Below are 20728 nucleotides of genomic sequence, written 5' to 3'. Positions count from 1 at the left end.
CCCAACCCCAGGCCGTTTGGTCCTGGGGAGGAGAGATCGATGAGGGAGAGGCAATGTCGGAAACGAGTTGGGATTGGGCGGCCCTGATAGTGGTCGTCATTCTCTTTGTGGGGCTGGCCCTGCTGAGCAGGAGGACCAAGGTCAACTTCAGTTGGCGGGTCATCATAGCGACGGTGCTGGGAATCCTGGTGGGTGTGGGCTTCTCAGGTCACACGACCTATGTGGGGGCATTCGGCAACGTTTGGTCCGAGGTCATTTCGGCCTTGGTGGTGCCGCTCCTGCTCTTCAGCATCATCGCCAGCATCAGCCGTATCGGCGGGTCCGGTCGGCTGAAAAACATCAGTCTGAAAACCATCGTTCTGCTCCTGGTCAACACCTTCACAGCAGCCGTGATCGCCCTGGTTCTGGGGCTGCTCTTCCAGGTCGGCAAGGGGTTCGACCAGGCCCTGCCCAAGAGGGCCAAGCCTCACGAGGTGCCAGGGGTGCTTGACACCCTGGTCGGTCTCTTCCCCTCGAATCTGGCTGAAAACTGGGCCCAGAACCAGGTCATTCCTGTCGTGATCTTCGCCATCCTCCTGGCGGTCTCTCTGAACAAGGCCGCCTCAACCCCGCGCGGCGAGCAGAGTGTGGCCCCCTTCAAGGCTTTCGTGGAAGCCGGCAATGTGGTCCTGTCCAAGGCCACCCAAATCGTCGTTGGCTTCACCCCCTATGCGGTCCTGTCCCTGATCGCAGCCGCCATCGGTCGAAGCAACCTGAAGACCCTTCTGCCCCTGTTGGCTGTCCTCTTGGTGTCCTACCTGGGCTTGGCTATTCAGCTCTTCCTAGTCCAACCCCTGATCCTGGCCCTGGTCGGCCGGGTCAATCCTCTGCCCTTCTTCCGCTCCCTTTGGCCGGCGGGCGTGGTGGCCTTCACCTCCGAGAGCAGCATCGGTACCATCCCAGTCACAGTCCGTCAGTTGCGTTCCGCTGGTGTTCCTGAAGAGACGGCCTCCTTTGTGGCCAGTCTGGGAGCCAATCTGGGCATGCCAGGATGCGCCGGGCTCTGGCCCGTTCTTCTGGCGGTTTTCGCTATCAATGCTCAGGGGATTCCTTACTCCCCTCTCCGTTTTGCGCTCCTGATCGTCTTTGCTCTGGTGGTTTCCGTGGGGACGGTGGGTGTGCCAGGCACAGCTACGATCACCGCCACCTCCCTCTTCACAGCAGCTGGCCTGCCCGTACCCTTCATCGCTATCATGCAACCTATTTCCCAGCTGGTGGATATGGGCCGCACGCTGGTGAACGTAGCAGGTGCCGCCAATACGGCAGTCATCGTGGCCAGGACCGAGAACGAGCTGGACCTCGACCTCTACAAGGGCCGCAAGGTCTTCGACGACCAGGACATCGAGTGACTGGTCTGTATGATCAAAAGCTGCATGGTCGGGCGGCAGGCGGCAAGAGGATGAACCATCCTGACCCGACTTGCGGCGGCCAGAAGGCCGGATAGCCAGAACGGCCTCAGCTGTAATTCGACCAATAAAAAATGTCTTCGACTGACATCAATCAGTCGAAGACATTTCCATTTCTTCGTGCGAACGGAGGGAGTTGAACCCTCACGAGCATCAGCTCACTGCCACCTGAAGACAGCGCGTCTACCATTCCGCCACGTTCGCAGACAACTGGAAAGGTTAGCACGGTTGTCTGCGCGGCGCAATAATGGCGTGTTGGTTCAGCCCTTGGATCCGTGGGCGTAGAACCTGGCCAGCGTCTTCTTCTTATATTCGTCGAAGTAGCCGCCGTCAATGGACTGGCGGATCTCGTCCAGCAGCCTCACGAAGAAGCGTTCGTTGTGGATGGTGGCCAGCGTGTAGCCGTTGAGCTCATGGGCGCGAAGCAGATGGTCGATGTAGGCCCGGGAGTAGTGGGTGCAGGTGTAGCAGTCGCAGTCCTCTTCGATGGGTCTGAAATCGGCCTTGAACTGGGCGCGTTTGATGTTCCAGCGGCCGTCACGGGTGAAGACGGCCCCGTTGCGGCCGCAGCGAGCCGGGGATACGCAGTCGAAGGTGTCCCCGCCGTTTTCCACGCCTGCAAAGATGTCGTCCACGGCGGCGATGCCCAAGACGTGCCTGGGCCGGGATTCGGGCATTTCGTCGCAGATCCAGGCGCAGGTCTGCCCCAGCAGCCGTTTCTCTATGGCGCCCCCGATGCCCACGCCGTCAAAGTCCAGGGAGGCGATCTGGCGGGCGGCGCGTCGGCGGAGATCCTCGTAGTTGGCCCCTTGTACCACGCCGAACAGGGCCTGATAGGGCTTGCCGGTCCGCGCCTGGGTCAGCCTGTGGTGCTCATCCACGCAGCGCTTCGCCCACCGGAAGGTGCGCTCCACTGACTGTTCCTGGTAAGTGCGGGTGTTCATCAGTGTGGTCAGCTCGTCGAAGGAGAACATGATGTCGGCGCCGATGCGGTGCTGGATGCCCATGGAGATCTCAGCCGAGAAGCGGTGCCGGTCGCCGTTGAGCGGAGACTTGAAGGTGACTCCGTCCTCATCCACGAAAGCCAGGCGCTCCTTGCCCTCGGCGATCACCTGGTCCGACTTCATGCCGGTCACGTCCATGGCCAGTGTCTTCTTGAATCCCGCTCCCAGCGATAGGACCTGGAAGCCGCCCGAGTCGGTGTAGGTGGGGCCGTCCCAGTTCATGAACCGGGCCAGGCCGCCTGCTTGGTCCAGAATGTCGGGGCCGGGGCGTTCGAACAGGTGGAAGGCGTTGGCCAGCAGGACCTGGGCGCCCAGCTGACGCATTTGCTCTGGCAGAACGGCCTTCATGGCCGCCTGTGTGGCCACGGGGATGAATGCGGGGGTGTGGATGTCTCCGTGCGGAGTATGGATGATGCCGGTGCGGCCGTAGCGGCGGCCATTGCGTCCCAGGCCTTCGGGGCTGTCGGGCAAGCGGTTCAGGGTCTCGAATGAGAATGCGGTGCGGTCGCCGGGTCGGCCCGGTGTGGCTCCCAGCGGGTTGGTGATCAGGCTCATGGCTCCACTGTATCCAAGACATCCAACCGTCCTGCTGCTGCCCTGCGTACAGTCGATATGACTTTCATCCAACGTCCAGACAACATTCAGCATTTCGGCCCTAGACTTGGAAGCAATGCATGCGAGGACCCGCTTCGCCTGTCAGCCGGAAACGGCAAAAAGCGCGGGCGACGGGGTAGATTGACAAGCGTGACCGAATAGCAGGCAGTGGCATCGATCCGAAGGAGCAGAAATGGCTGAAGAGCATAAGGCCGACCCGTGGAGGGGCGGCGATGACGGTCAGTCCTGGCAGCCAAGCCACATCGAGCGCGGGGCCGCCGAGCAAGAGCAGGAGACGGGAGCCTCCACAGAACAGACCGACTCTGCTCAAGTCCCAGCGACAGAAGAAGGGGACCAGCAGACTCAGGCCTGGGACCAGAGGCCCACGACACCTATTGCCATGCCTGGTGGCGATGCACGGCCCGCGACTACAGAAAATGCGTCGAATGACAGTAGCGGCACCGGGACCTCCGCCTCCGCCTCCGGTGGCTCGACTGCGGGGCAGGATGCGCAGACGCAGCAGCAGCCTTACTATCGGCCAGCGCCCGAGTATGGTGCTTATGCTCCCGCAGGCTCGCGTCCACCTGCCAACAATCAGGGTCAGCAGCAGTCCAACCAGCAGTCCAACCAGGGGTATGGCTCTGGTCCTCGGCAGAGCTTCTTCGGACAATATGGACAGCCAGGCCAGTTCGGTCAGAATGGCCAGCCTCGCCAGAATGCCGGTCAGAACCCCCAGGGTGGCCGACCCGCCAGCCAGGGGCCCTACGTGCCCTTCGGAACTGGCGGCCCCAATGGTCGGCCCGGTCCTGCCAACAATGCCAGCAGCAGCATGAGCGGCACGGGCAAGTACGTCTTTACCGCGGTGGTGGCCGCCCTGGTGGCCGCAGCCCTCATGCTGGGCCTGGGCTGGGCGGCTCTGTCCAACGGGTGGATCACTCTGCCCTCGTCCTCCTCGCTCAGCGGGGTCTCCTCTAACTCCTCGGGCCAGGGCACGGCCAAGGTCGAGGGCGGGCAGGCTCCTGACTGGCAGGGCATCAGCAAGCAGGTCTCCGAGTCCGTGGTCTCCATCCAGGTGCAGACCAAGAGCGGGGTCGGGGCCGGATCGGGCGCGGTCTTCGATACTCAGGGCCATGTGGTCACCAACAACCACGTGGTCGATGGCGCCCAGGAGATCCACGTCACCCTCTCCAACGGGCAGATGTACACGGCCAAGGTTGTCGGTACCGACACCACAGCCGATCTGGCCATCCTCAGCCTGGATCAGGCGCCTTCCGACCTGAAGCCAGTGAAGTTCGCCGACTCCGAAAAGCTGGCCGTGGGCGAGAACGTCATGGCCATTGGCAACCCCCTGGGCTACGAGAATACGGCCACCACTGGCATCGTCTCGGCTCTGAACCGCCCGGTCTCGGTCATGGACGAGAGCAATAACAACCCCATCGTGACCAACGCGGTCCAGCTGGATGCGGCCATCAACCCCGGCAACTCGGGCGGTCCCACTTTCAACGCGGCCGGTGAGGTCATCGGGATCAACTCCTCCATCGCCTCCATGGCCTCCTCCAAATCTGAGGCAGGGTCCATCGGCATCGGATTCGCCATCCCATCCAACCTGGTCAAGCGGATTGCCGATGAAATCATCAAGGACGGCAAGGCTAAGCACGTCTCCCTGGGGGTCACCATCCAGAGCAGCACAGCCCAGGCCAACGGGGTCACCCGCGGCGGCGCCAAGGTCACCAATGTGGTTTCAGGTTCTCCGGCGGACAAGGCCGGCATCAAGGTCGGCGACACCATCGTGGCCTTCAATGGCCATGCCGTCAACAACAACTACTCCCTGCTGGGCTTCGTCAGGGCTGCCGCTTTCGGTGACTCGGTCAAGATCACCGTGGTGCGCGACGGCAAGACTGCCGAGGTGAATGCCACGCTTGACAGCGAGGAGCAGAACGTCCAAGGCAAGCCCAGGACCAACAGGAAGAACTCGGACGGCAGTGGCCAGGACGGTGGCTCCGACCAGGGCGGTTCGGGCGATGACGATGACTCCATGGATCCCTTCCGCTTCTTCTTCGGGCAGTGATCCGGGACTGAACCCAGGGGGCCGCACCCGTCACATGGCGGGTGCGGCCCCCTGACGTATCCGCCATCCATCACTGGCTCTGGCGCGGTATAGGCTTGATGTACAAGAGGACAAGAGAGCTGTAATCCGGCTGCGGTCGACGGATCGACAAGTCCGGATCGGGGAAGTGGTCATGTCAAGAATTCTGCGTTTCGCCAAGAAGGTCCCCATGCTTTGGGTGGTTCTGGCCTGCGGACTGGCCATGGGCCTGCTCTGGCACCCCTATCGCCAGGCTGCCCAATGGCTGGTCGCCGTCCTGGTGGCCGTCTCGCTGGTTGACACCCTCAAGGGGATGATCGATGACGTGCGTCAGGGCCACGTGGGCGTGGACATCCTGGCCGTGGTAGCCATCCTCTCCACGCTCGCCGTTCGGCAATACTGGGCCAGTTGGGCTGTGGTCCTCATGCTCTATTCCGGCGACGCCATCGAACAGTACGCCGGGAACAAGGCGCAGAACAACCTGACCGTCTTGGTCCAGGCCGCCCCCCAGGTGGCCCACGTGGTCCAGGCAGATCTGCCGGAGGGGGAGCATACCCTTCCCAAAGAGAGCGACTGGAGCACGGTGGATGTCGATAAGGTCCGTCTGAACGACCTCCTGGTGGTCAAGCCGGGCGAGACCGTGCCCGTTGATGGCGAGCTGATCAGTCCCGCCGCCACCCTGGACATGTCCACCATCAATGGCGAACCCATGCCCCGCAGGCTCTACCAGGATGCCCAGGTCATGTCCGGGGCGGTCAATGGTTCGGGCACCTTCCTGATGCGGGCCCGGCAGCTGGCCCGGGATTCCCAGTACCAGCGAATCCTCAACCTGGTGCGCTCCGCCCAGAACTCGCGTGCTGCAGTCGTCAGAACAGCCGATCTGATGGCGGTGCCCTTCACTGTAGTGGCCTTCATCATCGCCTGCGTGGCCTGGATCATCTCCGGAGCGCCGACCCGGTTCGCCCAGGTTCTGGTCCTGGCCACCCCCTGCCCTCTGTTGATCGCCGCTCCTGTGGCCTACATGGCCGGGACGGGAAGGCTGGCCAAGGCGGGGCTGCTGATCAAGACCCAGGACGTGATTGAGAATCTGGGCCGGGTTTCGCACATTTTCTTCGATAAGACCGGCACGCTGACTGTCAGACGTCCCCAAGTGGTTCGAATCGATCTGCCTGACGGTGAGGGGCAGGAGGTCGATACGGACCGGATTCTGGCTATGGCGGGCGCTGTGGAGTCCTACTCGGTTCACATCCTGGCTAACGGGATTGCCGAGGCTGGGGCTGCAGTCCAGGAGCGTTTGCGTGCACAGAGCAGCGGTGAGGTCCATCTGCACGCGCGGGAGGTTCAGGAGGACTCTGGCAATGGGGTCCAGGGTTTGGTTGACGGCCATCAGGTCAAGGTGGGCAGGGCCGAATTCGTGGCTGGCGAGCAACCAAGCGATTCATTCGGCCCCCTGGCTCCTGACGAGATGGCCTCCTACATCGCTATAGACGGGGCCTTGGCCGCGCGAGTCGTCATGAAGGACGTGCCCAGGTCGGATGCCGCTCAGACCGTCGCTCGGCTGCGGGAGCTGGGGATTACCCGCCTATCCATGGTCACTGGAGACAAGGAGGCCTCGGCCCGGATCATCGCCGACCAAGTGGGGATCACCGACGTGCATGCTGGCCTTTTCCCTGAGGACAAGGCCGATCTGATCGCCAAGGCCGCCAGGGAGGAGCCCAACCGGCAGCCCCTCTGGGACATCTGGCTGTCCAAGTTCCTAGGTGAATCGGTGACTAAATCCATCACCATGATGGTGGGGGACGGGGTCAACGATGCCCCGGTCCTGGCTGCCGCCGACGTGGGCATGGCCATCACCGACGGGACCACCACGGCCGCCTCCGAATCCGCCCAGGCCGTGATCATGAACGACGACATCGCCTGCCTGCCCAGGTCGATCACCATCGCCCGCAGGACCAAGCGGGTCATGCTCCAGGCGGTCATGCTGGGGCTGACCCTGGCCACGGTGGGCATGCTCTGCGCCGCCTTCGACCTGATCCCGGTGGTTGTCGGCGCCTTTACGCAGGAGGCCATCGACGTGGTTTCCATCCTCTGGGCCTTGACTGCCCTGATAGACCGGGGCTGAGGCCATTTCATGACGCTTGGTGAAAGTCCCGGGGATGGAGCCCGGCCAGCTCTGTTCCCGACCGTTGCTTTGCGTTAGGCTGGCAAACATGAGCGATAATAATGCCAACGATTCCACCATGCCTGCGTCGGCCAGCGACGAGGGAGCCGACTCCCCGCTGCGCGTAGCCGTCATAGGCGCCGGGCCTGCAGGGGTCTATGCCTCCGATATCCTGTTGCGGCAGCTTCGGGAGAAGGGTGCAGGATTGGGCCTGGGCGACCGGGCCCGGATCGATCTGTTTGAGAAGCTGCCCGTTCCCTTCGGCCTGGTCCGTTATGGAGTAGCCCCGGACCATCCCAGCATCAAGTACATTGCAGGCGCCTTGGAGAAGACGCTGGACAACCCTGAGATTCACCTCTATGCGGATGTGGAATTCGGCAGGGACATTAACTTGGATGATCTGCTTCAACGCTACGATGTGGTCCTCTTCGCCACCGGCGCCGTGGACGACCGCCCATTGGAGATCGCCGGCCATGAACTTGATGGCGTTCACGGGGCCGCCCACTTCGTCGAGTGGTATGACGGCTATCCCGACGCTGACCAGGATTGGCCCCTGGATGCCAAGCAGGTGGCCGTCATCGGTGGCGGGAACGTGGCCATGGATGTGTCCAGAATCCTGATGCGCCGGGCTGACGATCTTCTGGGCACCGACATCCCCGACAATGTCTACAAGGGGATTCAGGGCAACCAGGCCCGCGAGCTGCACATGTTCATCCGTCGCGGGCCGGCCCAGGCCAAGTTCTCGGTCCAGGAGCTGCGCGAACTGGAGAAGCTGCCCGGGGTGCAAATCGTCCTCGACGAGGAGGACTTCGACCTGGATCAGGAGACAATCGATCGGGCCGGTGCCGACAAGCTGACCCGGCAGATGCTGGAGGAGCTCTTCGCCATCAGGGAGATGGCCGAGGACATGGCTGAGGACGGCGGAGTCGACTTCGAGGGCAATCCTGCCGATCGCCGTTTCTATATGCACTTCTACCGGATGCCTGCCGCAATCATCGGCCAGGATGGCACAGTGACCGGCATTCGCGTGGAGAAGACCAGGGTCACGCCCGAGGGCACCATGGAGGAGACCGGCCAGTACGAGGAGTACCCGGTTCAGGCCGTCTACCACGCCATCGGCTACAAGCCTGCCGAAGTTCCCGGCATTCCATACGATTTCTCCGGCTACACCCTCTCCAACGTCCACGGCCGGGTGACCACTGCTCCCGAGGGGCAGGGCGGCCGGTCCATCGACCGTCTCTACGCCACGGGCTGGGCCAAGAGGGGGCCCGTGGGTCTGATCGGATCCACCAAGTCCGATGCCCTGGAGACCATCGGCAACATGCTGGATGACCTGGCTGCCAGCCCGGATCATGGCCGCTTCGCCCAGGACCGGGACGACGATTCGATTGACCGCTTCCTGGCGGACAAGGGCATCCAGCCTATCGACTTCGCCGGCTGGAAGCGGGTGGATGCTTATGAGCGGGCCGAGGGCGCCAAGGTCGGCCGTGAGCACATCAAGGTCACCGACCCCGACCAGCTCCGCCAGCTTGCCCACGGCGAGTAAGCGAGCGGTCCTGGGTCGGCAGCGGCAGAATTTGGATGAGGTTCATGAATCCTCGTCCAAATCCTGTTTTCTTGGTCTGCACCACGGGGAGGGCATCTGGCAGAGTATTCAATCGCCTATACGGTTGAATCGTCCCTTTGTATTCGTTATCTTAAGGAGTGTGCCGGTTAAGCGTTGACGAACACGCTCTAGATTCTCTAGTCCATGAAGTGGAACTATGCAGGTGAGTGGACAGCCAGGAGGCTGAACGATGAGGATAGCTGTCGTCTTTGGTGGGACCAGTACCGAACGCGAGGTATCGGTCGCTTCGGCTATTGAAGTCATTCGTGCGCTCCGTGAACGAGGCCACGAGGTCGTCGCCGTTGACAGTGCCCGCGGCAGATTGAGTTTGGAGGAGGAAGGCAGGCTGGCCCTTTCTTCATCGGCATCGACTTCCATCCAGAATCATCCAGGCGCCAAACAACTTGAGACATTGAAACGTGCACATTCTGAGGTGAATCTTTCGTCGGCTGTCCTGGACTGCGATTTGGTCTTCCTGGCCCTACATGGTGGCTCTGGTGAGAACGGTCAGATCCAGGCCCTTTTAGAATTGGCTCAGATTCCGTTCACTGGGTCGGGAAGCACAGCAAGTGGCTTGGCCATGGATAAGGAGGTCTCGAAGAGGGTGGCTGGAAGTGCGGGCATCCTCACGCCTGAATGGTTGACGGGCTCCGTCGACGCGACTGAGGTTGAGGATCGTCTGGGCTGGCCAGTAGTAGTCAAACCGAATGCCGAAGGTTCCAGTGTCGGCCTGAGTATTGTGGACAATCCTGATGGTCTGCCTGCTGCCATTCAGGAGGCGGCTGCCTATGGCCAGGTCATCATAGAGCGTTTCATCACAGGCAGGGAGTTCACTGTCAGTGTTATCGACGACTCTGCGCTTCCAGTCGGTGAAATCGTCAAACCGGATGGGCGGGTCTTTGACTATGCCTCAAAGTACCAGAAGGACGGGGTGGATGAGATCTTCCCGGCCCGAATACCTGCAAGCTTGGCTGAACGGCTCCGAGAGGGGGCCGAGACTATTCACCGGGTTTTCAAACTGAGCGGTTACAGCCGCAGTGACTTCATTGTGGATGGAGAAGAACAGATCTGGTTCATGGAGGCCAACACTTTGCCCGGCCTGACGCGGTCCAGCCTCCTGCCCAAGGCAGCAGCTGCAGCTGGTATAAGTTTTGGCGATCTATGCGAACGGATCTGTCAGCTGGCTCTGGCTAAGGAATAAATCGCTCTTTGGCTCATGAAACTGCTCCGTCAAGCTTCTCCCGGGGTATGTGTTTCTGGTCTGACGCGTATGAAACCCGTGGGACGTACAGGCTTCGTTCAGCAGAAATTCAGCAGCATTGTCTACCATGGTGTCTATGAATGGCAAGCTGAAGGTTCACGGACATTTCAACGGCCTGAAAACGACGCTTTTGTTCGCCCTTATGTGGGCCGTTATCATGCTCATCTGGTGGCTGACGGGTGGCCGTCAGGGGACTCTGGGCATCTATATCCTCATAGGCCTGGCCACCACTTTCGGGTCCTACTGGTTCTCCGACAAGGTGGCGATCGCCTCCATGCATGCCCGGCCGGTCAGCGAGCAGGAGGCTCCCGACCTCTACCGTATCGTCCGAGAACTGTCGGGGAGGGCAGGCAAGCCCATGCCCCGTATATACATCGCCCCCACGGACTCTCCCAACGCTTTTGCCACAGGCCGTAACGAGCGCCATGCCGCCGTCTGCTGCACCCAGGGAATCCTGCGAATCCTCAACGAGCGTGAGATCCGCGGGGTGCTGGGCCACGAGCTCATGCACGTCTACAACCATGACATCCTGACTTCTGCAGTGGCTTCGGCCATGGCCACGGTCATCACCTATCTGGGATACTCTCTTATGTATTTCGGCGGCGACAGCAGGGACAGGGATAACGATTCCGGCGTCTTCGGCCTCCTGGGTGTGCTGATCAGCTCGATTCTGGCCCCCCTGGGCGCTTCCTTGATCCAGATGGCCATTTCCCGCACCCGTGAGTATGACGCCGACGAGGACGGCAGTCGGCTGACTGGTGACCCAGCGGCTCTGGCATCGGCGTTGAACAAAATATCCTACGGGTCTCAGGCTGTGCCCATGCCTCAGACTGCCGGCACCCAGAGCGCCGCCGCCATGATGATCGAAAATCCCTTCTCGGTCAAGGGGTTCAGCAGGCTCTTCTCCACTCATCCGCCCACGGAGGAGCGCATAGCCCGCCTGATGCAGATGAGTCAGGAGATGGGGCAGACCCAGGTGAATTCCGGGCATGAAGCCCAGGTGGGGTACTGAGAGGCAGAGCAGCTTTGCGCTTCAGTCGATGGGAGATGATGCCTGGGATGACGGAGACCATCAATCTGGCCATCGTCGATGATCAGGAACTGGTCAGAGCAGGACTGGTCTCAATACTGGCTGATGAGGACGATATCAAGATTGTTGCGGATGCAGCCAGCGCCCGAGAGCTTCTGGAGCATCCTCGTCTGAGCGATGTCGATGTGGCCCTAGTTGACTGCCGGATGCCTGACATCGACGGGATTTGTCTCATTGGCATTCTGCGGAAAAGAGGACTGAAAGTCCGATGCGTCGCACTGACGGCATTCGACGAGGATGAGAATCTTGTGGGGAGCATCAAGGCTGGGGCATATGGGCACCTGCTCAAAGACGCCGATGCCGAGGAGATTATCGGTACTGTGCATAGGGTCTATAGGGGCGAACGCGTCCTTGGGGCTGCCGAGTCGGGCAGACTGATGGATCTCATTAGCAGGGAAGGAGTCGATGATGCCTGCGACTTCGATCGGACGGACCGTCAGATTATCGACATGATTGTGGCTGGCTCAACCAACAGGGAGATCGCCGATCGTCTATGCCTGGCTCTGGGCACGGTCAGGAACCGCGTCAGCAGCATTTTCGACAAGATCGGCGTGCGTAACCGCACCGAGTTGGCCATGACCTTAAGGCGGCCATGAGCCCGTCAGAGCCTGAGCCATCTCAGGAGCGGAAACCAGGGTCCCTCCCATATGTAGGCCTGGTGGAGGTCGCCTCGTTCTGCTGCTCCTTCCTATGGTCAAAATACGGCAATCCGCTCAACTTCTTTCTCTTCCAGACTGCCATGATCTCGGCCTGGCTGGGTTATAGGCTGATTCGGCGACGTATTCCCGCCTTGATCTGCGGGGGCCTTCTCATCGTGGTTTGTCTTGCAGCCACCCTTTTCGACAATCCGCCGCAGATGTTTCTCACCGCCATCGTGACCGTGGATGTTCTCTTCGCATTCCCGGAGATCTGGACCTGGGTCTCAGTGGGAGGGGAAATTGCGGCCTATATTCTGCATATGGCATGGAAAAGCGGATGGCGGCAGACCATCTGGGGCGATATGATCCTGAACTTGGCTCTGATTATCTTCTTCGCGGTGGCTTTCCTGTTTTATGCACGGGCCAGCCGTCTGCTTATTGAAAAGAACCGGCAGCTGGCCAGACAGTCGTTCACAATCGAGAGTCTGGCCTTGTCCAAAGAGCGGGCGGAAATGGCCTCGCAGATGCATGATTCGATTGGTCAGTACCTGTCGGCCATGCACATGGAGCTTGAAGCAGCGCAAAGGACTCTGCACAAGGGTTTGTCCATCGACCGAGTCCTCGCTCATGTGGCTAAGGCCGAAGACATCGATAAGAAGGCTCTGGCTCAGGTACGTCAGCAGGCCAGGGCTTTGAATCCGGCCGTCTTTGGTGGGGAACTGACCAAGGAGTCGATTGTCAGTCTGGCAGACTCATTTGAATCCACGGGTCTGCATGTGACCGCTACGGTGCATGGGAGCCTAGAGGGCCTGTCGTCGCAGAGCAAAGTCCTTATCTACCGGGCCTTGCAGGAGACTTTGACTAACGTGGTCCGTCACGCTCATGCCTCATCCGCCTCGATTGTCATTGATCTGGCACCAAGAACCCTTCGCCTGAGTGTGACGGACAACGGAGTAGGTCCTGGCGACGGATCCGTTCGGTTTGTGCCTGGCTTCGGCCTGTCCTCCCTGGAGCAGAGGGCGAAGGCCCTGGGCGGCTCTCTGGATGTGGGGCCGGCAGAGGCATCGGAGTCTCCTCATGGCACTAGGGTGGCGCTTTCTTTTCCGCTGGCTGCGCAATCCGGTAGGTAACTTCGGACCTTCGGCCAGGATGACGACTTCTGCAAGGCAGTGACATTCGTCCACTTGATAGTGACGTCTGTCGGTGGCCTACCTGTTGCTTGCCCATGTAGCTTGGTCCTATGCAACGGATAAGAATAGGCGGTGACGGGAAAGAATCCGGGGCGGAATTGCCTAGAGGGCGGGGTATCAGGATCGGATACATCCGCCTGGTGAATTCCCTATGGAGGGAGAACCGCGGCCTGCAAACCCTGAACGTACTGGCTGGAGCCTGCCCCATGGCCTTGATCTTCCTGGTCCTTGAGGCCATGGCCAGGGGAGAAGGGCGGCCCGACTCGACCACCCCGGTAGCTATGGTGGCTATATTTTTAGCATCCTCGGCCTCCGTTTCCAAGACCATCAGCGATCACGCCTTTACAGCTCAATGGGACAGGCTCATGCGCGTCCGTCTGCTGGGCGCCTCCCCCAGCCGGCTCTTGGGATCGATATTGGTCGTCCAAGGTCTCATGGCTGTCTTCTCTGGCCTCATCGGCGTGATCGTGGGTGAGCTGGTGATGCCTCTGGCAGGGTCGGCCATGTCCCAGCTGGGCATGCTTCTGCCAAGGCAGAGCAGCCTGCCGAGCTTCTCCTCCATTCTTGTGACGGTTCTGCTTTCCGTCTTGTGCCAATGTCTGGGCGCCATGTTGGCTGCAGTGAGGGTCGTCAGAGCTCGGCCTGACTTGCAGTCCATGCCCTGCTCGTCCGGGAGGCGCCGCCGCGCCCTGTTTACTGTGGTCATTCTTTTGGCGGTCTCTGCGGCCTGCATGATGATCTGCCTAAAGGGGACTGGAGCGACCGCCGGCAGTTTGGGCATCTTCCTGATCCCTCTTCTGGTGTGGGCCTTGGCACGAATGGGCAGGACCCTATTGAACCGAATAGCGAGCGTTATCCTGGCTGGTCGTCTGAAAGGTCCCGTGGTCACCTTGGCCTTGCGCAGTCAGGAGACCGCCAGGGCAGCTTCCCTTTTCACGATGGTGGTCGTCGCCGCTGCGGTCACTTGTGGGCTTTTCGGGTTTTTGGGGTACAGCGATGCCAATGCGCGCGCCTCCCTGATCGAAGCGCTGGCAGGCGGGTCTGTGATCAGACCGGTCGGGCGCGGCCAGGGGACTTTGGATCGTTGGTCCGCCTATGTAAGGTCGCGCGATGCTGACCCGCTTATTCTGGCTCCTGCCACTGTTGTGCCTATGGAGAAGAACGGTGGAGGATGTGATCGGCAGGTCCAGCGGGCAGCCTCTTACTATCGTGGTGCCTCCCGTCTTCAAATAGACGGCGATCTAGGCCGGGTTCTTCCATCCGCCGCCCTCCGCCATGCGCAGGGCGGAACAAGCCTGGAGGGGCTCGATGGGGTGGTAGCCTCCAAGCCGGAGGCGGGGGTGGGCGTGTCAGTCGACAGCCCGGTCTGTATCGATGATGGGAGCGGGTCAGCCCGACGTAGTCGAATTGCGGCTGTGGCCGATTTGCCGGGGGGAATGGGCCAGTACTTCATCCCCTCCCGTCTGTCGTCTTCTATATCCCGAGGTTCATGGAAGTCCGGATATGAACGTTGGGGTGAGCACACGCCTCTGGCCCTGGTTTCGTCCCGGCCAGATGGCCGGGAGGTGCCGACAGGAGTTACCGACCAGGCGGCCAAGGCATGGGTGGCGGATCTGCCGACAGGCAAAATCTACACGCAGACTGGGGGGGACGGGATGAGAGAGATGGCTGTCATCGTGTACCCAGTCCTGGCCATATGTGCTGTGGGCGTCCTGTCGCTGATCTTCACCATGGTGGAGGAGGGGCGCAGAACCAGGGCCGTGACCGTTCTCCTGGACCTGGGAGTCTGGCGGTACGGGTGCAGCGGGACTCTCAGGTATCTGGGCGAAGTTTTGTCGGCCTTCTTCCTGGGCTGCGTCGGCTCGCTCCTGGTCGTCAACCTCTGCTCCCACCCACAGTCAGTCGAACTCTACGGGGGTATCTCCTTTTATTGCCCGGCTAGGCAGCTGGGCCTGCTTTTGACGGTAATCCTGACGATGGGTCTGGTGGCCCTGTCCGCCCACATGGTTTCCTATGCTCGTCTGGCTTGCCAAGGATGAGCGAGCAGCCTGTGGCGGTGGCGGCATGGGAATGAGTGAGTGCACGACGGACGGCCGTGCAGGCGGGGGTGGGGGATAAGTGGCCTGAGAAGTCTGTTGCGGTCATCACGAAATGCGTTGCTCGCAGCAGTCGTGCAGCTGGCATTTCGAAAATCGGACGCAGGAAAGAGGGACATATGGAAACAAGACATGGGGGACGGGACGCAAGGATAAGGCTGAAAACTGCTCATGACGGGGATCCGGATGCCAACGATAAGGTCTTGCAGGCCAAGTCTGTCTGCTACGACTATCCGGACAGCGGTCGCCGTAGGCGTCGTCTGCTGGGAAGGTCGCATGACAGGAATGGGTCGGCCCCGCAGATCGGGCCGGTCGATATAGTGTTGCAATCTGGTCGGATCACGGCCTTGATCGGACCTTCGGGATGCGGGAAGTCCACTGTGCTCAAGCTGCTTGCCGGCATTCTGACCCCGTCGCGAGGAGAGGTCTGGTATGGGCATCGGAACATCGCTCAGCAGCCGGGTTTTCGCCGGGCAAGGCTTCGCAGGACCGAATTCGCCTTCATCTTCCAGGATTACATGCTGGTCGATTCCCTGACAGTCGCCGAGAACATCATCCTGCCGCAGTCCTTGAATGGTTCAGCCGCCGATGATCATGCTGTACGTCGGGCTCTGTCCTGTGTGGACCTGCCGACCGATGTAATGGGGCGAAAGGTGGGCGAGCTGTCAGGAGGTCAGCAGCAGCGGGTGGCCATCGCTCGGGCCATGATCATGGATGCGCATGTTCTCTTTGCGGATGAGCCCACCGGCAACCTGGATCCCAGAGCCCGTGAGGACACACTTGATGCCATCCAAGCAGCCATGAGTGCGGGACTCAAGGCCAGCCTTCTGGTCACTCATGATGCCAGGGTGGCTTCCAGGGCTGACAGAATCCTGTATATGCGGGATGGGAGGATTTGCGGTTCCTACCATCATATGGATCAGGAGGATATAGAGCGGCTCCTTCTGTCCGGATCCGAGCAGAAGGAGCCGCTCAGATCAATTCAGGTCTGAATTCTGCGCCCGTTGCAAACCACGGTTTTGACGGACCAGTCGGCCGGGCTCAGGAGGAGGAGGTCGGCTGCATAGCCGGGTGCCAGCAGACCCAGTGGAGCACCTGTGACCGGGTTGGGACGGTCCAGCCCCAGAGCCCGGGCTGGTGTCAGAGTGGCGGCTTCCACGGCCTGGTGGGCCGGGAGACCGATGGCCTGGATGGCTCTGCCGACTGCCACATCCAGGGTCAGGGTTGAACCAGCTATGGCTCCGTTGGAGGTCAGGCGGGCGTGGCCGCCTCTCACTGTTACATCCAGGGAGCCCAGCTTGTAGGCACCGTCCTCGCAGCCAGTAGCCTCCATGGCATCGGTGACCAGGGCTATCCGATGGGGAAAGAGCCTGAAGGCCAAGTCGATGCAGGGGTCCTGGACATGGAAACCGTCGTTGATCAGCTCGGCCGTGACACGGGGGTCCTTCACGGCGGCCGGAACAGGTCCTGGCTGACGATGATGGATGCCGTTCATGGCGTTGAAAACATGAGTGAGTATGCGGGCGCCGGCATCGAAGGCGCGGCGGGTCTGGTCGTAGTCGGCATCGCAATGGCCGACCGCAGGAACCACGCCGGACTCAGCCAGGCGGGATATGGCCTCGTAGCCATGGTCGCGCTCGGGAGCCAATGTCACCTGGCGTATGCAACCGTCGGCAGCCTCCAGGAGACTGTCGAGGGCCGCAGGTTCAGGGTCGCGTAGACACTTGGGATCGTGCGCCCCTTTACGGGAGAGGGCGATGAAAGGCCCCTCCAAGTGGGCCCCCAGCACGTCGGGTCTGGAGTCCATGACCCGCCTGACCGAGCGCAGATTGACGCACATCGTGTCGACTGGGTTGGTGATCAGGCTGAGCACCTGCCTGGTGGTTCCATGGACCATATGGCAGGCTCTGGCTGTACGGATGGCCTCGTCTCCGTCATCGAAGGAGTGGACCCAACCGCCGTGGGAGTGGATGTCGATGAACCCGGGAGTGAGGATGGAGCCGGTCGCGTCGATGAACTCTACACCGTTCGCATTCGCGTCATGGTTATCGGATCCAGGCTGAAAGAATGAGAGCAGGCTGGGCAGGCCAGCGGCTCTCAGGGCGGATTCCAGGCTCTCCCTGCCTTGCCCGACCTGCTCAATCCTGCCATCCAGGGCCAGAATCCAGCTAGCTTCCCTGATGCCGCGGGCGTCTATCAGCCTTGCGCCGGTCAGGACAAGGGGATGGGCAGGTCCGTTCAGGGATGACTCGACCGCGAGCCCTGCCGACTCGTATGCTTCCTTGGACATGTATGATTTGCCTTCTGTACTTTGCCGGTCAGGACGATCAGATGGATTGCCAGTCAGGCTTGTTGGCATATGCCCACTTGTAGTAGTCGCGGTTGCGCAGGCGTGAGGCGGCGGCCTCGTCCACGATCACGGTGGCATGAGGATGCATCTGGAGGGCGGAGGCTGGGCAGAAGGACGATATGCCGCCCTCTACGCTCTCGGCCACGGCTTCCGCCTTCCCGGCGCCGAAGGCCAGAAGGACCAACTGGCGTGCCTTGAGGATGGTTCCGATTCCTTGGGTGATGCAGTGGGTGGGCACCTGGTCCATGTCATCGTCGAAGAAGCGGGCGTTGTCGATGCGAGTCTGCTCGGTCAGGGTCTTGATGCGGGTGCCCGAGGCCAGGGAGGATCCGGGCTCGTTGAAGCCGATGTGTCCGTCGGTGCCGATGCCCAGGATCTGCAGGTCGACGCCGCCGGCATCCTCGATTGCCTGGTCGTATACGCGGCCAGCGTCCTTGATGGTGTCCAGGTTTCCATCAGGTACCCTCACCTTGGCGGGGTCCAGGCCCAGAGGCTCGACCACTGTCCGGTCGATGGTGGACCGGTAGGACTGGGGGTGGGCCGGATCCAGCCCTGCATACTCGTCCAGGGCGAACCCGCGCACCTGGGAGACGTCGATTCCCTCCTTGTGGACCAGATTGGCAAGCGCCTGGTATGCCGCCAGTGGGCTGGACCCCGTGGCCAGACCCAGCACGCAGTCGGGCTTGCGCCGGATCAGGTCGGCCGTGCAGCGGGCATAGATTTCGCCGGCTTCCTCCTGGGACTTGACGATGATGATTTCGGTCATGATGCGGTTTCCTTTCCAATAAAGTCAGATGGACGACTATCGGCGGCCATGCGTCCTGCCAGGGCTGCGCCGATGGCCGCGATGGGCAGGTCGGCTGGGGCTAGACGAAGCCGGTCGGGCAGACTCAGCGAGGTGATGAAGTGGCTGCAGGCCGCACTCCTATTCAGATGCTCGGTGACCAGATCCAGCAGGGGCTGACCGGTTTTGCTCATGCCTCCGCCCAGGATGATGACTGCGGGGTCGATGGTCAGGGCCACGATCTGCACGGCCAGGGCAATGCCATGTCCAATGATGTCCAGCACATCCTGGGCCTGCTGATTCCCCTGGCCTGCCTGGGCGATAAGGTCAGGCAAGGGGTGCGCGATCCCCGGCCAGAGGGCCTGCGCGGCCGAGCCGGAGGCCACGGTCTCCAGACAGCCCCGCTGGCCGCACTTGCAGGGAAACTGGTGGGCATCTACTGGGATGTGGCCGATTTCGCCGATTGCCCCGCTGGCTCCGTGTTCGATCCGGTCCCCGCTGATGATGCCCGCTGCGAGACCAGTGCCTAGGTTGATGAAGGCCACCGTGTGGTCGTCATGGTCGGGCAGGGCCCTGGGGCCGTCGCGTCCAGGCTCAGTTGCGGGTCGTCGGGCCTGGTCCCGAGCAGCCTGGGAGTGGGGTGTGGCTCCAGGGGTCATCAGAGTGTCGCCAGTCTGCGAGGCAGCTCCCAGAGCAGCGATGTTCACATCGTTCTCGACGCGGACGGGCAGACCGGTCGTCTTGGCGACGGCAGGGCCCAGAGCCATGTGGCGGATGCCTAAGTTGACCGCGTCGTCCACCATCCCTCGATTGGCGTCCACTCGCCCCGGGATGCCTAAGCCTACGGTGACCGGACCCTGGTTTGGGCCCACCTGGTCCAGCAGGTGGCGGATAAGCATCACTGTGTCGTCATGAACCGCTTGGCTGCCCTCGCGCGTGGGGATCCGATGGCAGGCCAGCAGGTGTTCGTCACCATCCATGGCCACACCCTCGATCTTGGTGCCGCCGATGTCTATCCCTAGGCTGATCGGGTCGGCCTGGACGCTATTTGTGCCCGCCCTGAGGTGCGGGGTCGCTGCTGCCATGGGGTTTTAGCGGGCCTGGGCCTGGTTCGCCCATCCCTGTCCGCAGGCCTGCTTGATGGCCGTAGCGATGGAGACCGCCGGGTCGTTGTAGGGGATCAGGGTGGATTGGAAGGCGTGGTAGAGGTCGGACTTGCCGGGCCAGACCGTGCCGATCACGTGGTTGTCGGCATTCAGCTGATGCCACCAAGATCCGCCCTGGTGGTCGATCAGGTAGTGGTCTACGTAGCTGCAGAAGGTTGCGTACCAGTCAGCGTAGGTGGTCTTGCCGGTGGCTGCGTAGAGGGTGGACGAAGTGTTCAGGGCCTCGGCCAGGGTCCAGTGCATGCGGTCGTGGACCACCGGGCCGCCCTGCCAGTCGGTGGTGTAGACCAGGCCTTCGGACCCGTCGGCGGCCCAGCCATCCTCCACAGCCCTGGCGAACAGGTGCTCGGCTGCCTCGGTGTAGCGGCGGCGGTCGGCCTCCTGATCGAACCTGCTTAATGCGTACTGAGTGATCAGCCTGGCCCATTCGATTCCGTGGCCCGGCGTGGCCCCGTAGGGCTTGAACTGATCGGCCTTGTTGTCCTCGTTGTAGTCCAGGTCGGCCTGCCAATCGCTGTTGAAGTGCTCGGGGATGCGCCACTGATTGTTCTCGGCCCAGCCGATGACCTGGTCGATGATGCGTCCGGCGCGCTCGCGGTATTCCTCCTTGCCGGTGGCATCGGCTACGGCGAGGAAGGCCTCAGTGCTGTGCATATTGGCGTTGAGCCCCCGGTAGGGGTCCAGCCGGGTGAAGCCGCTGTCCCAAGTGTCGACGGCCAGGCCCCTGTCATCATCCCAGAAGTAGCGGTTGAAGATCTCCAGCGCCTGTTCCAGCAGGGATTGTCCATCGGAGTCGCCCGCCAGCATGGCCGAAGAGGCGGCCAAGACCACGAAGGCGTGGGTGTAGCAGGTCTTGCCGCTCTCGGGCTGGCCCTGCCAGGAGACCGAGGGGTACCAGCCGCCGTGTTCGTCATCGTGCAGGTTTCCTTGAAGAGCCTGGACGCCGCGGTGGACCAGTTGTGATGCTCCCGGGTAGCCCAGGAGGCTGCCGATGGCGTAGACGTGCGTCATTCTGCAGGTGATCCAGGTTTGGATTCCCTGGTCTGGGTCGATGCTGCCGTCGTCATTGAGCCAGCCGGCGCCGCCCTGCTCGGTGGGGAACCCGCGCCCGAAGTCCAGGAAGCCATAGGTCTGCGAGGCCATGAAGATGCGATTGGCTTCGTTTCCCAGCAGGTATCGGGGATTCATGGCGGAAGATGAGGCTCCCGGATGGTTCGGTGTCTTGGTCATGGCGATCGCTCCTTTGCTCAGCGAGGG

15 protein-coding genes and 1 tRNA gene are annotated in these 20728 nt (G+C 61.6%); 10 read left to right on the top strand and 6 right to left on the bottom strand.

Features of this window, described 5'->3' with window-relative positions; all coding sequences use genetic code 11:
* The first annotated feature begins 53 nt into the window (after positions 1-53).
* Entirely contained in the window at positions 54-1388 is a 1335-nt protein-coding gene (locus J3T92_RS08200; RefSeq protein WP_267400996.1) for a dicarboxylate/amino acid:cation symporter, read from the top strand.
* 178 nt (positions 1389-1566) lie between these two features.
* On the opposite strand, the gene J3T92_RS08195 is transcribed toward J3T92_RS08200, so the two are convergent.
* A tRNA-Leu gene (locus tag J3T92_RS08195) sits at positions 1567-1649 on the bottom strand.
* Positions 1650-1705: 56 nt separating this feature from the next.
* Positions 1706-3004, bottom strand: a complete 1299-nt coding sequence (gene tgt, locus J3T92_RS08190; RefSeq protein WP_267400995.1) for a tRNA guanosine(34) transglycosylase Tgt — start codon at positions 3002-3004, stop codon at positions 1706-1708.
* A gap of 232 nt (positions 3005-3236) precedes the next feature.
* Here tgt and J3T92_RS08185 point away from each other — a divergent pair, with 232 nt between their 5' ends.
* From J3T92_RS08185 to J3T92_RS08145, 9 genes are all read left to right on the top strand, one after another.
* A complete protein-coding gene (locus J3T92_RS08185; RefSeq protein WP_267400993.1) occupies positions 3237-5111 on the top strand; it encodes a S1C family serine protease in 1875 nt (624 codons plus the stop codon).
* A 172-nt stretch (positions 5112-5283) separates the two neighbouring features.
* A complete protein-coding gene (locus J3T92_RS08180) occupies positions 5284-7251 on the top strand; it encodes a heavy metal translocating P-type ATPase (protein WP_267400992.1) in 1968 nt (655 codons plus the stop codon).
* Positions 7252-7339: 88 nt separating this feature from the next.
* Positions 7340-8836: an FAD-dependent oxidoreductase gene (locus J3T92_RS08175; RefSeq protein WP_416378884.1), complete on the top strand. Its 1497-nt coding sequence runs from the start codon at positions 7340-7342 to the stop codon at positions 8834-8836.
* A gap of 250 nt (positions 8837-9086) precedes the next feature.
* Positions 9087-10097, top strand: a complete 1011-nt coding sequence (locus J3T92_RS08170; RefSeq protein ID WP_267400991.1) for a D-alanine--D-alanine ligase family protein — start codon at positions 9087-9089, stop codon at positions 10095-10097.
* 136 nt (positions 10098-10233) lie between these two features.
* Positions 10234-11169 (top strand): zinc metalloprotease HtpX, encoded by a 936-nt coding sequence (gene htpX / locus J3T92_RS08165; RefSeq protein ID WP_254478207.1) that lies wholly within the window; start codon positions 10234-10236, stop codon positions 11167-11169.
* Positions 11170-11216: 47 nt separating this feature from the next.
* Positions 11217-11843, top strand: a complete 627-nt coding sequence (locus J3T92_RS08160; RefSeq protein ID WP_267400989.1) for a response regulator — start codon at positions 11217-11219, stop codon at positions 11841-11843.
* Positions 11840-13015 carry a sensor histidine kinase gene (locus J3T92_RS08155; protein ID WP_254478205.1) on the top strand — a complete coding sequence of 392 codons (1176 nt, stop codon included), beginning with the start codon at positions 11840-11842 and terminating at the stop codon, positions 13013-13015. The genes J3T92_RS08160 and J3T92_RS08155 overlap by 4 nt, the downstream gene beginning before the upstream one ends.
* Positions 13016-13125: 110 nt before the next feature.
* Entirely contained in the window at positions 13126-15114 is a 1989-nt protein-coding gene (locus tag J3T92_RS08150; protein WP_267400986.1) for an ABC transporter permease, read from the top strand.
* Between the two features lie 176 nt (positions 15115-15290).
* Positions 15291-16163 (top strand): ABC transporter ATP-binding protein, encoded by an 873-nt coding sequence (locus J3T92_RS08145; protein WP_267400985.1) that lies wholly within the window; start codon positions 15291-15293, stop codon positions 16161-16163.
* Here J3T92_RS08145 and nagA read toward each other — a convergent pair.
* Genes nagA through J3T92_RS08125 form a run of 4 tightly spaced genes read right to left on the bottom strand, consistent with a single transcriptional unit; the run spans position 16154 to position 20701 of the window.
* Positions 16154-17461 carry an N-acetylglucosamine-6-phosphate deacetylase gene (gene nagA, locus J3T92_RS08140; protein ID WP_267400984.1) on the bottom strand — a complete coding sequence of 436 codons (1308 nt, stop codon included), beginning with the start codon at positions 17459-17461 and terminating at the stop codon, positions 16154-16156. The genes J3T92_RS08145 and nagA overlap by 10 nt on opposite strands.
* A gap of 37 nt (positions 17462-17498) precedes the next feature.
* On the bottom strand, positions 17499-18287 hold the full coding sequence (nagB, locus tag J3T92_RS08135) for a glucosamine-6-phosphate deaminase (RefSeq protein ID WP_267400982.1): 789 nt from the start codon (positions 18285-18287) through the stop codon (positions 17499-17501).
* A complete protein-coding gene (locus tag J3T92_RS08130) occupies positions 18284-19390 on the bottom strand; it encodes an ROK family protein (protein WP_267400980.1) in 1107 nt (368 codons plus the stop codon). The genes nagB and J3T92_RS08130 overlap by 4 nt, the downstream gene beginning before the upstream one ends.
* A gap of 6 nt (positions 19391-19396) precedes the next feature.
* Positions 19397-20701, bottom strand: a complete 1305-nt coding sequence (locus J3T92_RS08125) for an AGE family epimerase/isomerase (protein WP_416378828.1) — start codon at positions 20699-20701, stop codon at positions 19397-19399.
* Positions 20702-20728: the final 27 nt, after the last annotated feature.

Origin of the sequence: Bifidobacterium sp. B4081 (genome assembly GCF_026537335.1) — a bacterium.
Lineage (GTDB): Bacteria > Actinomycetota > Actinomycetes > Actinomycetales > Bifidobacteriaceae > Bombiscardovia.
Note: the sequence above shows the minus strand (reverse complement) of the source record. Positions and strands in the feature narration are given on the sequence as shown.